Genomic DNA, 14,632 nt, shown 5'->3' on the forward strand with positions numbered 1-14,632 from the left:
TGGCTACCCGACTCAGGGGGCCCTGAAACCGCCCAGTCTCATTCGTTTTTCGACAACCGCGCGCGCAATTCTTCGACCTCGGCAGTAAGCCGATCGACCTCGGCTTGCAGGGGTTGGCGTGCCAGAGCGAGGGATTCGTCCATGCGCTCCTTTTCGAAGCGAGGTGTGATATTTCGACTGCAGTTCCAGTCGAACGCTTCGACCTCGACGACGATGGAGCGCTGCGCTTTTGCTGTCATGGTGCCGCCGGGGACCTGCAAGAGTTGTTGCAGCAGTTCAGGGTCCTCGTCCGCTTCGATCACGTGTGCACGCCCGTAGATCTTCAATCTCGTTCGCGTCGGGTAATCGATGACGAACAGCGAGATGCGATTGTTCTCTTCCAGATTGCCGAGCGTCACGAACTGCTGATTGCCGGGGAGATCGGCGAATCCGATTCGATTCGGGCCCAACATATGCAGGAATCCGCGCGGGCCGCCGCGATGTTGGACGTACGGCCAACCGTCGGGCGTCACAGTGGACATGAAGAAGGAATCCACGGATTTCACGAATCCCTGAGCGCGGAAATCGAATTCCATCGGGCCTTCGTCGGGCTGATCGAGCTTTGAACCGTAGACGGTGAAACTCCCGGTCGACCGCTGACGCTCCACCGCAGCGGGGGAGAAGGCGATGTGTGCGTATCGGGTCGACATTCTTTATCTCCTGGTGCTCAGTGCCAGCGGTGGTCGGCAACGGCAGTTCGCGGACCGAACTTGGGTTTGACGGCTTGGCCGCTGACCTGCAGAAGCCTCACGGCACGGTATCGATGCGGTTGGAGGGGAGCGAGGTACTGCACCATCTGGGCGTCGTCGATCGGTTCACCCAGGAGCGACCAGCCGACGACCGCAGCGAGGTGGTAGTCGCCGACCGAGAGTGCGTCCGAATCGCCGAAGGCGCGCTGAGCCACTTCCGCGGCAGTCCAGATCCCGACGCCGGGCACCGCTCGCAATCGTTTGGTCGCTTCGGCCCGGGGGAACGATGACGCCTGCTCGAGGCGGTCGGCGACCCGAGCGCACTGAACGATCGTCTTGGATCTCGCGGGATCGACATTTGCGCGATGAAACTCCCACGACGGCATTCGTCGCCATTGGTCCGCGGTGAGTGGAACTCGCATTCCGTCGGGCGCGGGGCCGGGTGGGCGCTCCCCGAATTTGGTCAGCAGCCGGCGCCATGCGGCAAACGCGTCGATGCCGTGGACGCGTTGCTCGAGGATCGCGGGAACGAGGGCTTCCATGACGCGTCCGGTGCGGCCGATGCGCAGATGAGGGAAGCGTCGATGAGCTTCGGCGAGCTTGGGATGCTCGGGCGCAAAATCTTCGGCCTCGTCGTCGAGACCGAGCAGAGCTTCGGCGCCGGTCAGAAATTCCGTGGCGCCGGGACCCCAGGCCTGTACCCGGACCGTATGGCGATCCGACTGCGTGATGCGGTAGGTCACAGGACCCGAAAGTTGGCGGGAAACTCGCCAGATCGCTCCGTCGGCTGACCGTCGATGTGCGGGGTCGCCGGGTCCGCGCTGATGCGGGCTGAGCGTCAGCGCGGCATCGAGCGGTCGCTGAGAAGTCACCGTGACTTCGTCGACCGGAGATAGCGGCGTCATCGAGGTCAGCGTATCGCCACCGTCCATCCTCCGTTAAGGCGTGTGTCGGTGGCGCAACGTATTGTCCGAGCCATGATCATCGTGAGCACCGACGGATCCTGTCTGCGAAACCCCGGCGGGGCTATCGGCTGGGCGTGGGTCAATCACGAGGGTCCGAGCATGTCCGGCGGAGAAGCGTCCGGCACCAATCAGATTGCCGAGTTGCGTGCGCTCTTCGAGGCCGTCGTCGCCCATCCCGGTGCTGATCCTCTGCTCATCGAATCCGACTCGCAGTACGCCATCAAGTGCGCGTCGGAATGGCTGCCGAGTTGGAAGCGCAAGGGCTGGAAGACCGCGAGCGGCGGGGCGGTCAAGAACCTGGAACTGGTGCAGAGCATCGACCGAGCCATCACCGATCGAGTCGGTCCGGTGCGCTTTCGTTGGGTGCGCGGGCACGTCGGCAACCACTACAACGAAATGGCAGACAAGCTGGCCGGCGAAGCCGCACGCGCCATCGTCTCGGGGGACATCGCATCGGTCCCGCTTGCTGCCCCGGTGAAGAAGGAACCGACCGCCGTGAACTCCCCTTACAAGGAGAAGTCCACGACGGCCGAAGAACCGGCAGATCTGTTCACACTTTTCTGAGCGGTTCAGAAACCGTCGGCAACCTGAACCAGCGCCCGGCCGGTGTACTTGCCTTCGCGTACCTGATCGATCACCGAGACGACGTCGCGGACGGCAACGAGGTTCGTGATCTCCTTCAGATGACGTGGGGCCAAGTCGGAGCCCAGACGGGCCCACAGCGCGCGACGGGGTTCGATCGGCATCAATACCGAGTCCATGCCCAGCAGTGAGACTCCGCGGAGAATGAACGGCAGCACGGTCGTAGGCAGCGCGGCGCCGCCGGTCAATCCGCTGGCGGCCACAACACCGCCGTAGTTGATCGTGCTCAGAACGTGAGCGAGGGTCTTCCCACCGACGCAGTCGACCGCCGCCGCCCACTGCGATTTTCCGAGCGGGCGAGGCTTGGCGTCGGGATCTTCGGGGAGCCGGCCGATCACCGAAGACGCACCGAGTGACGTCAGAAGGTCTGCCGCGCCTGGCTTGCCGCTGGAGGCGACCACGTCGAAGCCTGCGCTTGCCAGAAGGTCGACGCTGACGGTGCCGACTCCGCCGCTCGCGCCCGTCACCAGGACGGGACCGTCGGCGGGCTTCACTCCGCTGGCCAGAATGGCTTGGACGCTCATGGCTGCGGTGAATCCTGCCGTGCCGATCGCAGCAGCGTCGGCGGTGGAAATGCCGTCGAGCTTCACGACCCACTCGGCAGGCAAACGGGCGATCTCGGCGTAGCCGCCGTTGCGGGCGGTCCCGATCTCGTAGCCATGTGCGACGACCTTGTCGCCCGGGGCGAATGCGTCGGACTCGGAGGCAATGACCTCGCCGGCGACGTCGATGCCGGGGACGATCGGGTACTCGCGAACCACCCCGCCTTTCGGGGTGACCGCGAGCGCGTCCTTGTAGTTGACGCTCGAATACTCGACGCGAATGGTGACCTCACCTGCCGGGAGGAAGGATTCGTCGACGGTTTCGGGGGCGAAGTCGATGGTGCCGTCGCTTTCGCGGGCGACCCAGGCGTTGAAAGTAGTCATGGGTCGAACATAAAGGCCTTCGGCCCTGTGCGCCTTTTCGGTAGTGCGAACTACCGGAAAGGCGCACAGGGGCGGAGCCCCTAGATCAACACAGGGGCGGAGCCCCTAGATCAAGCTGCCCTCATGCACCGCTCGATCGAAGGCCGGCAGCGGACTACCGTCGCGCAGGGTTGTCGCCAATGCCGGATCGGCGAGGTGGAGACGGCCGATCGCGATCAGATCGAACTCTCCACTGCCGATGCGCTCCTCGAGCTGTGGGATGTTGTCGACGACAGGGGCGACGCCTTCGATGCGGCTGTCCCGCAGCGACTTTCCGATACCGACGCTGCCGACGGCCATCGTGACGGCGCCGGTCAATTTTTTCGCCCAACCGGCCAGCGAGAGATCGCTGCCTTCGAAGGCGGGGACGTCGAAGCGCCTGATGCTGGCATCGAGAACGTCGACTCCGGCGTCGACCAGCGCGCCCAGGATGACGCCCAACTCCTCGGGAGTCTCCGCGATCTTCGCGGTGAAATCCTGCTGCTTGTGCTGCGAGAAACGGTAGATGATCGGCAGATCCGGTCCGATGGCCGCGCGGATCGCAGCGACGACGGCGGCCGGGAACTTGGTTCGACGCTCCAGGTCGCCGCCCCACGCGTCGTCGCGCTGGTTGGTGCCCTCCCAGAAGAAGGAATCGAGGAGGTAGCCGTGACCGCCGTGGATCGCGATACCGTCGAAGCCGAGTTCGACGGCGTGCTTCGCGCTACGGACATACGCGTCGATGACGTCCTGGATGTCTTGCTCGGTCATCGCTTCGGTGCTCGCCTGCGCGCGTTCGACGTAGGCCGCGGAGTACGAGGTGACGCCGAGCGGACCCCACTCGCCCGAGGGACGCATCGGCTTGAGCGAAGGGTCCATCTGCGTCATCGCGCCCCACAGAGGCCCGACGTGCCAGAGCTGAGGCACGATCTTGCCGCCAGCAGCGTGCACGTCGTCGACTACCTTGCGCCATCCGGCCTGAGCAGCGGGAGTGTGGAGGTTGGGGACGTTGGCGTGGTCGACAGCAGTCTCGTGATCGATCGCGACGCCTTCGGTGACGATCAGTCCGGTACCGCCCTCGGCGCGTCGGCGGTAATAGTCGGCGACGTCGCGGCCAGGCACGCCCTCGATGGAGTACGTGCGCGTCATCGGCGACATGACTATGCGGTTGGACAATTCGAGCGAACGGATGCGGAGCGGTTGGAACAGCGGGTTGGTCACTTCGTCACAGCGCTTTCATGAATCGGAAGAATCCGGGGTCCTGGTCGACACGGAGCCGGGTGAGGGTTCGGTAGCTGATCAGCCACTTGCCGTCTTCTTTGCGGTATTCCTCGTGGTAGTGGCCGTAGCCGTGCAGGTGTAGTTCTTTCTCGCCGTCGTTCCACCACAGCATGTCTTCCATCGCCCAGATACCGGTTGCGGTGGTGGGTGAGGTCAGCACGATTTCGGGAGTGTGTGCGTGGTGCGCCGTGGTGAGGGGGATGTCGCCGTCGAGCATGTTCCGAATTGCCGCGGTGAGTTTGTCGATGCCCACTACCTGGTTCGAGGTGTCACCGGTCTTGGGTTGCTTGTCTGTCGGGAGTCCGCCCCACGTCTCGCTGACGACGTCTGCGGTGTGCAGGGTTGGGTAGACATGCCACTGCTTGGTGTCCATGCAGCGTAGGCGCGCGGCGAAGACACGTTTGATTTCCTCGATTGCGAGCAGTTCCTCGACGGCACTGATCGATCCCACTTCGGACTCGGCCTGAGACATTCAACCTCCAACGGTGATCGGCAAGATGGGTTCACATTCGGGTGCTCAGCGCGGGCCGTCAACGACCTGTCCCGGTGAGCGCGACGGCACTCGGTATGGTCGAGCGAACGAAAGGGGTGTCAGACGTGTGTACCGAAGAGGTCCCATCGACCGGACCGGAGGAGATCGCCGAGGTTCGGGCTTTCTGGCGCGAGTTGGGTGTTCCTGGCGTGATCGACGTCCATACCCATTTCATGCCGAAGAGCGTCATGGACAAGGTGTGGGGCTACTTCGATTCGGCGGGACCGATGATCGGTCGACCATGGCCGATCGCGTACCGACTTGCCGAGGAGGAGCGGGTACACCGTCTCCGCGAGTTCGGTGTCCGGGCTTTCACGTCGATGATCTACCCGCACAAGCACGCGATGGCCGAGTGGCTCAATCAGTGGGCCGTCGAATTTGCCGCGCAAACACCTGATTGCCTGCACACGGCCACGTTCTATCCCGAGGAGTCGGCGGCGTCGTACGTCGGAAAGGCCCTGGATTCGGGCGCGCGAATCTTCAAGTCCCACATCCAGGTCGGAAACTACGACCCGAACGACCCTCTGCTCGACAAGGTCTGGGGTCAGCTCGAGGACTCCGAGACGCCCATCGTGATCCATTGTGGATCGGGACCGGCGCCGGGGGAGTACACGGGACCTGATCGCATTGCTTCGCTGCTCGCACGGTACCCGCGCCTGTCGTTGATCGTCGCCCACATGGGGATGCCCGAGTACAGCGAATTCCTCGATCTGGCAGAGGCTTACGGCAACGTCCGCCTGGATACGACCATGGCGTTCACCGATTTCACGGAAGAGCAGTGCGCCTTCCCGAAGGCAGACGTTTCACGGCTCGTCGACATGCAGGACCGGATTCTGTTCGGTAGCGACTTCCCGAACATTCCGTACCCGTATCTCACGGCTTTGCAAGCGGTTACGCGCTTCGATCTCGGGGACGAATGGCTGCGAGCCGTCGTGCACGACAACGCTGCGAAACTCTTCTCGGTGAGCTGAGCCCACCGAGAAGTATTTCGCTCAGCGCAATTTGATGCTGCCGCCGTCGGCCATCAACGTCTGTCCGGTCATGTACTTGGAATCCTCGCTCGCCAGGAATACCACGACGGGAGCGATGTCGGTTTCGGGATCACCGATGCGTCCGAGAGGTACCTTGGCAACCGATGCGGCTGCGCGCTCGGGGAAGGCTTCCTGCCACTTGACGACGCCTTCGGTGGCGGCGAACGGGCAGACCACGTTGACCCGAATGCCTTCCGGCGCCCACTCGTTGGCGACGACGCGCGTCAGGCCTCGCACAGCTTCCTTGGCCGCAGCGTAGGACGTCTGGGTGGGCATTCCGTCCAAACCTGAACCCGATGCGAAGTTGACGACCGAACCCTTGGTCTTCGCGAGTTCGTCGTGGCATGCCTGCATCAGGTGGACAACGGGGTAGAAACCGGTGTTGAAGGACAGGTCGAACATGTCCTGCGTGGTTTCGAGCAACGGAGCCTGACGGGATGCGTGAGCGTTGTTCACCAGGATGTCGAGCTTGCCGAAAGCCTCGAGCGCGGCGTCACGGATCTGCTCGGCCGAACCGGCGGCAGCAAGGTCGACGTTCAGGAACTTGCCGGAGCCGGCCAGTTCTTGTTCGAGGGCCTGGCCCTGCTCGTCGTTGATGTCGACGAACAGGACCTTCGCGCCTTCACGGGCGAAGACTCGGGTGATAGCGCGACCGATTCCGCCGGCGCCGCCGGTGACGATCGCTACCTTGCCGTTCAACCTCATGAAAACGCTCCTCTTCGTAAGTGCTGCTTAAACTGTTGCGGTCTCGTCGACTGCAAGTGCGATCTTTTCGAGGCCGGCGATGCTGTAGGCAGCGTAGGTCTCGTACGGCCCACGGCCGGAGAAGTAAGACGAGAGCTGACCACCGAGTTCTTCGACGGTGAACGCGGATCCGGCTGCGTCGAAACGGTTCTCGACCTTGGGTGCTTCCATCAACGCCACCATCTTGCCGTAGACGACGAAGACCTGTCCGTTGATCTCGTCGGAATCGGGGGATGCGAGGTAGCTGACCAGGGTCGCGACGCGCTCGGGTGCAAGCGGATCGAGGCCGACGACGCCGGTGTTGTTCTCGCCGAAGGCTTCTGCCGTCATGGCGGTGCGGGCACGGGGGCAGATCGCGTTCGTGCGGACGCCGTAGCGGGAGAGACCTGCTGCGCTCGAGAGCGTCAGAGCGGTGATGCCGGCCTTGGCTGCCGAGTAGTTGGGCTGTCCGGCGCTGCCGAAGAGGAAGGCCTCGGAAGAGGTGTTGATGATGCGGCCGTAGACCGGTGCGTCGGCTGCCTTACTGGCTGCGCGCCAGTGGACTGCGGCTGCGTGCGAGGTGGCGGCGTGGCCCTTGAGGTGCACGCGGATGACGTCGTCCCAATCGGATTCGGTCAGGTTGAAGATCATCTTGTCGCGCAGGATGCCTGCATTGTTGACGAGGATGTCGAAGGATCCGAAGTTCTTGACAGCCTCTTCGATGATGCGCCCGCCGAGTGACCAGTCGGAGACGTCGCCGGTGATGGCGAGCGCCTGTCCACCTGCGGCCTTGATCTCGTCGACCACGTCGTTGGCCGCTGCACCCATGTCGTTGACGATGACGGCTGCACCGGCAGCCGCGAGTCCGAGTGCTTCGGCGCGACCCAGGCCGGCGCCGGCGCCGGTGACGGCGGCAACTTTGCCTTCCAAGCTCAGTGATTGCGTCATGTCGTGCTCCTTCGATCCGGGCTGGCGGGTAGGTACAGCAAAATTAGTATTCATTCTAATTTGAAGTCGAGAGTTCGGCAGTCTTTCCGAAAAAATCATTCGAGCGAAATCAGAATTAGTTCTAGTTTTGAGCAGAAGTTTGACCAACTGAGGAGCAGTCTCACTCAGCGGGAGCGGTGATCTGGGTCACGAGCGCTGCATGCCACCTTGGGTCGACGCGGCGATCCCACCGCGTACGCGTTTGCGTCACCACCGATCCGCTCAGTTCTCGGCCGCATTCGTCGGCTCCAGGGTCGGATAGTTCTCACCGAAAACGCAGTACGGTCGGCCCCGAATTCACCGGGCCGGACATCAAGGAAGGCACAAGCAGTGTCACTGAATTTGGCAGATCTGTACGAGGGCATTTCGGATCTGATTCCGGACCGCACGGCGCTCGTGTGCGATGGCCGTCGTCGCACCTACGTCGAACTGGACGAGGGATCGAACCGCATTGCCCGCCACTTGGCGAGTGTCGGTGTCGGGCCGGGCGATCACGTCGCTCTGCACATGCGCAACAGCGTCGAGTTCGTCGAGAGTTTGCTCGGCTGCCTCAAGATTCGTGCGGTCCCGATCAACGTCAACTATCGCTACGTCGACGCCGAACTGACCTACCTGTACAACGATTCGCAGTCGGTGGCACTGATCGTGGACGAGGAGTTCGTTTCCGTCGTGGAGACGGTTCTCCCGGCCGCGCCCGGCATCAAACACGTCGTTGTCGTCGGCGAGTCGGCCGTCCGCGATATCGAAGGCGTCGACGTCGTTCGATTTGCCGACGCTGCCGCGGAGCAGCCCGCCACTCGTGACTTCGCGCCCCGCAGCAACGACGACCTCTTTGTCATTTACACCGGTGGCACGACGGGGATGCCCAAGGGTGTCATGTGGCGTCATGAAGACTTCTACTTCGCGGCGCTCACCGGCGGAAATCCGTTCGGTCCGCCGCACACGACCGCACAGGCTCTGTTCGCCGCGGTGCCGAACGTTCCCGCGATGAACATGCTCAGTACCGCACCCCTGATGCACGGTGCGGCGTCGTACTCGCTGTTCACCGGATTCTTCATGGGTGCCAACGCAATTCTCATGGCGCGGTTCGACGCGAAGACGACCCTGCAGCTCGCCGGGAGTGAGAAGGCCGTCTCCATCACCGTCGTCGGAGACGCGATGGCCCGTCCGCTCGCAGACGAATTGGCAGCAAACGCAGCAGATTACGACCTCGGCACGGTCGGCATGGTCTCGTCCGGCGGGGCCTTGTTCTCGCTCTCACTGCGGGAGCAGCTCAAGTCGATACTTCCGAACCTGGTGATCCGCGACGGATTCGGCTCCTCGGAGTCGGGCGTCGACGGCAATCTCGAGATCGGCGAAGACGGACTGATGCGCATCGCCGCTCGCGACGAGACCCGCGTCGTGGACGAAAGGATGCGGCCGCTGGAGCCGGGATCGCCCGAGACCGGTTACATCGCTCGCAGTGGTCACGTGCCGGTCGGTTACTTCAACGATCCGGTCAAGACCGCGGCTACGTTCCCGGTGATCGACGGGGTGCGGATGTCGGTGCTCGGCGACGTCGGGCGCGTGGAAGCCGACGGCTCGATCGTCCTGCTGGGGCGTGGTTCTCAGTGCATCAACACCGGCGGGGAGAAGGTGTACCCCGAAGAGGTCGAGCAGGCACTCAAGAGTCACCCGGCGGTGCTCGACGCTCTGGTCGCGGGAATTCCGGATGCGAAGTTCGGTGAGCGCGTCGCTGCGGTCATCACGACCCGAGAAGGTTTCGACGTTCCGGACGCTGCCGAGATCGGTGAGCATTGCGCGTCGCAGGTCGCTCGGTACAAAGTGCCGCGCACCGTCATGAATGTTCCGTCGATCAGGCGTTCTCCCAGCGGAAAGGCCGACTATCGCTGGGCCAAGGCCACTCTCGCCGAGCAAGTTTCCTAGTCCGGCCGGAGCCATCCAGCGCGTTTGTGAGGGACGCGTTGGGTGGCTCTGGTGCTCTAGCCTGTCACCGTCAGAACCAGCAGAGCGACGTTGAGTGCAACGATCAAGCCGGCCGCAATCCATGCCGCGACGGTCGTGAACGGGGCATTGCGCGCGTCGCCCATGAGTTCGGGGTCCGAGGTCATTCGCACCAGCGGGATGATCGCGAAGGGGATGCACAGGCTCAAGACCACTTGGCTGAGCACGAGTGCCAGCGTCGGGTCGACGCCGAGTCCGAGCACGATCAGTGCCGGGATGAGAGTGACGATTCGGCGTGTGATCACCGGAATGCGAATGGCCAGAAGACCATGCATGATCTCGGCGCCGGCCGCGCACCCCACGGAGGTCGACGCGAGTCCGGAGGCGAGGAGTCCGATCGCAAACACCACGGCTACACCCGGACCGAGTGAATTCTCGATCGCGGCATGCGCGCCGTCGATGGTGTCGGTGCCGGGTACTCCGCGCAGCGCCGAAGCGGCCAGAAGCAGCATGCCGATGTTCACGCCACCGGCGATGATCAACGCGACTACGACATCCCAACGGGTGACTTTGAGTAGTCGCTGCAACCGTGGCCCGGGTTTGATGTGGCCGTGGCGATCACGTGCCAATGCGGAGTGAAGGTAGATCGCGTGCGGCATGACCGTTGCTCCGAGCATGCTGGCGGCGAGCAGTACGGTCTCGGTTCCTTCGAAGCGGGGGACCAGTCCGGCGACCGCTTCGCTGCCGGAGACGTCGGTGAAGGCGAGCCCGGTCAGGAAGCCGATGGTGATGATGGCCAGCAATCCCATGACCACGAACTCGAAAGTGCGCTGTCCGCGCCGACTTTGGATCGTCAGGATCACCATCGACACGCATCCGGTGATCAACCCGCCGAGGAAGAGCGGGATGTTGAAGAGCAGGTTGAGTGCGATGGCGCCGCCGATGACCTCGGCCACGTCGGTCGCGATCGCCATCATCTCGGCCTGGAGCCAGAAGGCGCGGCGGTTGTTCTTACGCAGGCGCTGACCCAGCATTTCGGGCAAGGATCTGCCGGAGACCAGCCCGAGTTTCGCGGACAGGTACTGCACCAGGACGGCCATTGCATTGGCGAGTACCAGCACCCAGATGAGGAGATAGCCGTACTTCGCGCCGGCGGTCAGGTTGGCGGCGACGTTACCCGGATCGACGTACGCGATTGCCGCGACGAACGCCGGACCGAGCAGGGCGATGGATCTTCCCGTAGGTCGTCGGCGCGGAGTCGTCGGCTCTTGCGTACTGGTGCTCATCGGTCTCCTGGTCACACGTACTCGGACCTGTTGGTTCGAATATGTGAACTATAGAGTTCGGGGAGCCGAACTTTCAATAGCTGTGCGCGGTCAGCGACCGCAGAGGGTCCCTAACCGCGCACAGGCGGTTAGGCAGTCACCCCGGCAGCCAGGAGAGCGCGGGCCTCGGGTCGGCCGTCGAGGAGGGCGTTGGTACGCAGTTCGACCTTCCACTCGCCGTCGGTCTTGATCAGTTCCCAACGGTTCGCGGTGATACGGAGGACCTTGAACCCCGTCGGGTTCTCGGGGTCCTTGATGACCAACTGCGAATGGCAGGTCGCGACGGCCTTGTTGCCGTCGATGCGGATGTGCGCGGGCGTCATCATGTGAGCCGCGCCGTTCATGATCCAGTTCTGGTGAGAGGCGCTGTGAACCATCGCGCGCAGTTCGCCGCGGCCGTGCATCGCGCCGGTGTCGACGTCGTAGACACCGTCCTCGAGCCACAGGTTCGCGACCTCGTCGGCTGATCCACTGTCGACGGCAGGGCTGTACGTGGTCAGCAGTTCGGTGATCGCGAGCTTGTCCTCGAGCAATTCCACTCGGGCGAGCAGAGATTCGATCAGGGCGGTCGAGTCGGTCATCGGTACGTCCTTTGCATTGGATTGTCGGCAAATCAGGAAGTGGTGAAAGAAGAGCCCTCGGCGAGGGCGATTCGGTGAAGTTCTTCGAGTTGTTCGCAGTAGTGTTCGACGCTTCGAGCGCCGACCGAGCAACTGGCTATGGTCGCCCCGGCGTCACGGACGCGTGTCAAGGCGCGAAGGGCGGATTCGCGATTGCCGAGGGGGTCGAGCGGAGCACCGGCGGGAAGCACTACGTCGAATCCGTCGGGGAGCGTCGTGGCGTCGAGCATTTCCTTCAGTTCGGAGAATCGCAGCCCGAACGGCACCCACCCGTCGCCGTGTGTGGTGGCCCGGCGCAACGATCTCTTGGTCCGGCCGCCGATCCAGAGGGGCACACGTTTCTGGACGGCATGGGGTTCGACGACAAATCCGGAGTAGTCGTAGAACTCGCCGTGATACTCCGGAGTCGGAGTCGACAGTGATGCTCGAAGTGCTGCCAGAGCGTCGTCGGCACGTGCTCCTCGGTCGACGAACGGAGCATTTATGAGATCGAATTCTTGTTTCAGAGTCCCCACTCCGAGACCGAGTATCAGGCGTCCGTTGCTGACGCGATCAAGCGTTCCGTAGCGCTTGGCGATCTCGAGGGGGTGGTGATAACCCAGTACCAGCACCTGCGTCGCCAGGAGGATCCGCGACGTGCGTGCGGCCAGGTAGCCCAGCGTGGCGAGCGGATCCCAATAGGTTCCGCCGCGTTCGGTGGCAATTTCTTCGGGAACCGCCACGTGTTCACTGCAGGTCAGATGATGGAAACCGAGTCGATCCGCCGTGGCAGCCACTGTGGCGATCTCGCCGATGTCAGCACTCGCCTCCCACTCCGAACGCGTGCTCGGGTGCTGAATCAGGACCGGCGTGACGATTCCCAGGTGCATCGGGCGTTTATAGCGCTCCCACCGACGCGGCGGCGGGTGAATTACCGCTGATCGGGATCGAAACGACCGATTCACTTTCCAGAAACTGTGACCTGGGTTATAGTCGGTAGAATCAATTCCAGTTTTCGGGAGGCGTCCATGACCATCGTTGACATGAACGACACACTGTCCACCGTCCAGAACGCCGCCGGGCAACCCAAGAAGGATCTGCCGCCGTCGATGGTCGAGCGGATGACATTGATTCTCGACGCTTTCGACGGCCGCGCCGCGCGGCTGACGCTGGAAGAAGTCGCGTGCCGCACTCAGTTGCCGCGGTCCACCGTCCACCGCATTCTCGATCAGCTCGTCAAGCTGGACTGGGTCGATCACGCATCGTTCGGCTACTGCCTCGGGCGCCGCGCGCTCGGCCTCGGTGGTGGCGACGGCGGCCACAGCCAGATCCGCGAAGCCGCAGCACCGCTTCTGCACGAACTGCACCTGCAGACCGGCATGGTCGTTCACCTGTCGGTGCTCGACGGACGCGAGAGCGTCTACCTCGACAAGGTCGGCGGACGATTCGCCGCGGCGCTGCCGTCCCGCGTCGGCGGCAGAGTGCTCGCTCATTCGACGGCCGGTGGCAAGGCGATGCTGGCATGGATCGACCCCGAGCGCGTCGACGCTCTGTTCGGGTCGGCACTTCCCCGCTGCACCGAGAACACCATCACCGACGTCGCCGTGCTCCATCAGGAACTGAACCGCATCCGTCAGCGTCGGGGACTGGCCTTCGAACGCGGGGAGTCGGCGCGTGGAGTCGCATGTGTGGCTTCGGCAATTCGCGGACACGAGGGTCCCGTCGGCAGCATCGCGTTGTGTGGTGACATGCGGACCGCTCAGCTCGAGCGAGTTGCCCCGCTGGTCGTCGACGCGGCTCGCGAGGTCTCGCGGACGTTGTACCCCGAACTGGGTGCTCCTCGACGCGGCCGCAAGACGCCTCCCGTTCCGACCAATACGTTCTCGGCGGAGACGATGGATCGCCTGCTGGCAGCGTCGTCCGACCACTGGATCTGACGTATTTTGATCGACTTGTCTCGCTGATCGGGACGAGTCATAGCAGCTCAGCGGTACTGATGGCACCGTTCGGACCATGACGACTGAACTGAGCTACGAGGGAACCCTGAAGGAACTGCAGACCGATCTCGGTGTGCTCCGGTACCACGAAGCCGGCGACGGCCCGCCGCTCCTGCTGCTGCACGGTTCGGGCCCCGGTGTCACGGGTTGGCGTAATTACCGCGGCGTTCTCGCGGACTTCGCGGAGCACTTCCACTGCTACGTTCTCGAGTTCCCCGGATTCGGCGTCAGCGATCCCGGCCCCGACCACCCGATGATGATGGCGCAGGCATCGGTGGGGATGTTCCTCGACGGCCTCGGCCTCGGACCTGTCCACATGATCGGCAACTCCATGGGCGGCATCGTCGCCACCAAGGTCGCGATCGACGAACCGCACCGGGTGAGCAAGCTCGTCACCATCGGCGGCATGGGAAAGAACACCTTCTCGCCGGGCCCCGGTGAAGGCATCAAACTTCTCATGGAGTTCACCGACAACCCCACTCGCGAAGCTCTCGTCCGCTGGTTGCATTCGATGGTCTTCGACCGCGCGGTCGTCACCGAGCAGTTGATCGAAGAGCGCTGGGCTCTGGCCACCGAGCCGACGACGCTCGAGATCGCCCGACGGATGTACAGCAGCAAGGCCATGGCCGCCATGGGCGCGGCTGCCGCTGCGTCGACCGCCGTGCCGTACTGGGCGCAGCTGAACAAGATCAAGGCGCCGACGCTGTTGACCTGGGGACGCGACGACCGCGTCAGCCCCGTGGACATGGCGATACTGCCGATGCGTGATATCCCCAACGGCGAAGTTCACATCTTCCCCAACTGCGGACACTGGACGATGATCGAAGCCCGTGACGCCTGGGTCGCGTCCGTTCTGGCATTCCTGACGCGTCCAGAAGGCAAGTAGGGGCTTCGCCCCCGTGCGCCTTTTTGGTAGCTCCCACTACCAAAAAGG

Annotated in this window: 15 protein-coding genes; 5 read left to right on the plus strand and 10 right to left on the minus strand. The window is 63.5% G+C overall.

Annotation, left to right across the window (positions count from 1 at the left end; all coding sequences use genetic code 11):
* Window positions 1-38: 38 nt before the first annotated feature.
* On the minus strand, window positions 39-689 hold the full coding sequence (locus tag CPI83_RS04430) for a pyridoxamine 5'-phosphate oxidase family protein (protein WP_097386847.1): 651 nt from the start codon (window positions 687-689) through the stop codon (window positions 39-41).
* 17 nt (window positions 690-706) lie between these two features.
* Window positions 707-1,660 (minus strand): DNA-3-methyladenine glycosylase, encoded by a 954-nt coding sequence (locus CPI83_RS04435; protein WP_019745390.1) that lies wholly within the window; start codon window positions 1,658-1,660, stop codon window positions 707-709.
* Window positions 1,661-1,705: 45 nt separating this feature from the next.
* Between CPI83_RS04435 and CPI83_RS04440 the strand changes: the two genes are divergently transcribed.
* Entirely contained in the window at window positions 1,706-2,257 is a 552-nt protein-coding gene (locus CPI83_RS04440) for a ribonuclease H (RefSeq protein ID WP_007729467.1), read from the plus strand.
* 5 nt (window positions 2,258-2,262) lie between these two features.
* Here CPI83_RS04440 and CPI83_RS04445 read toward each other — a convergent pair whose 3' ends face one another.
* The 3 genes from CPI83_RS04445 to CPI83_RS04455 form a co-directional block, all read right to left on the minus strand.
* On the minus strand, window positions 2,263-3,261 hold the full coding sequence (locus CPI83_RS04445; protein WP_019745389.1) for an MDR family oxidoreductase: 999 nt from the start codon (window positions 3,259-3,261) through the stop codon (window positions 2,263-2,265).
* Between the two features lie 105 nt (window positions 3,262-3,366).
* The gene (locus CPI83_RS04450; protein ID WP_019745388.1) at window positions 3,367-4,500 is read right to left on the minus strand and encodes a 12-oxophytodienoate reductase; all 1,134 of its coding nucleotides are present in this window, start codon (window positions 4,498-4,500) and stop codon (window positions 3,367-3,369) included.
* 4 nt (window positions 4,501-4,504) lie between these two features.
* Entirely contained in the window at window positions 4,505-5,032 is a 528-nt protein-coding gene (locus CPI83_RS04455) for a nuclear transport factor 2 family protein (RefSeq protein ID WP_019745387.1), read from the minus strand.
* A gap of 125 nt (window positions 5,033-5,157) precedes the next feature.
* On the opposite strand from CPI83_RS04455, the gene CPI83_RS04460 reads away from it, so the two are divergent.
* Window positions 5,158-6,063: an amidohydrolase family protein gene (locus CPI83_RS04460; protein ID WP_172403435.1), complete on the plus strand. Its 906-nt coding sequence runs from the start codon at window positions 5,158-5,160 to the stop codon at window positions 6,061-6,063.
* A 21-nt stretch (window positions 6,064-6,084) separates the two neighbouring features.
* Here CPI83_RS04460 and CPI83_RS04465 read toward each other — a convergent pair whose 3' ends face one another.
* Window positions 6,085-6,828: an SDR family oxidoreductase gene (locus CPI83_RS04465; protein WP_019745385.1), complete on the minus strand. Its 744-nt coding sequence runs from the start codon at window positions 6,826-6,828 to the stop codon at window positions 6,085-6,087.
* A gap of 27 nt (window positions 6,829-6,855) precedes the next feature.
* Window positions 6,856-7,794, minus strand: coding sequence for a 3-oxoacyl-ACP reductase (locus CPI83_RS04470; RefSeq protein ID WP_007729451.1), 939 nt, complete (start codon window positions 7,792-7,794; stop codon window positions 6,856-6,858).
* A gap of 369 nt (window positions 7,795-8,163) precedes the next feature.
* Between CPI83_RS04470 and CPI83_RS04475 the strand changes: the two genes are divergently transcribed.
* Window positions 8,164-9,759 (plus strand): acyl-CoA synthetase, encoded by a 1,596-nt coding sequence (locus tag CPI83_RS04475; RefSeq protein ID WP_097386848.1) that lies wholly within the window; start codon window positions 8,164-8,166, stop codon window positions 9,757-9,759.
* 56 nt (window positions 9,760-9,815) lie between these two features.
* On the opposite strand, the gene CPI83_RS04480 is transcribed toward CPI83_RS04475, so the two are convergent.
* The 3 genes from CPI83_RS04480 to CPI83_RS04490 form a co-directional block, all read right to left on the minus strand.
* Window positions 9,816-11,063 (minus strand): Nramp family divalent metal transporter, encoded by a 1,248-nt coding sequence (locus CPI83_RS04480; RefSeq protein WP_021345600.1) that lies wholly within the window; start codon window positions 11,061-11,063, stop codon window positions 9,816-9,818.
* 128 nt (window positions 11,064-11,191) lie between these two features.
* Window positions 11,192-11,683: a nuclear transport factor 2 family protein gene (locus CPI83_RS04485; RefSeq protein ID WP_003939809.1), complete on the minus strand. Its 492-nt coding sequence runs from the start codon at window positions 11,681-11,683 to the stop codon at window positions 11,192-11,194.
* 32 nt (window positions 11,684-11,715) lie between these two features.
* On the minus strand, window positions 11,716-12,591 hold the full coding sequence (locus CPI83_RS04490) for a TIGR03619 family F420-dependent LLM class oxidoreductase (RefSeq protein WP_060937959.1): 876 nt from the start codon (window positions 12,589-12,591) through the stop codon (window positions 11,716-11,718).
* 138 nt (window positions 12,592-12,729) lie between these two features.
* Here CPI83_RS04490 and CPI83_RS04495 point away from each other — a divergent pair, with 138 nt between their 5' ends.
* Together CPI83_RS04495 and CPI83_RS04500 are read left to right on the plus strand one after the other, a co-directional pair.
* Window positions 12,730-13,638 carry an IclR family transcriptional regulator gene (locus CPI83_RS04495; protein ID WP_020970849.1) on the plus strand — a complete coding sequence of 303 codons (909 nt, stop codon included), beginning with the start codon at window positions 12,730-12,732 and terminating at the stop codon, window positions 13,636-13,638.
* Between the two features lie 76 nt (window positions 13,639-13,714).
* A complete protein-coding gene (locus tag CPI83_RS04500) occupies window positions 13,715-14,584 on the plus strand; it encodes an alpha/beta fold hydrolase (protein WP_019745379.1) in 870 nt (289 codons plus the stop codon).
* Window positions 14,585-14,632: the final 48 nt, after the last annotated feature.

Origin of the sequence: Rhodococcus sp. H-CA8f, assembly GCF_002501585.1 — a bacterium.
GTDB classification, from domain to species: domain Bacteria; phylum Actinomycetota; class Actinomycetes; order Mycobacteriales; family Mycobacteriaceae; genus Rhodococcus_F; species Rhodococcus_F erythropolis.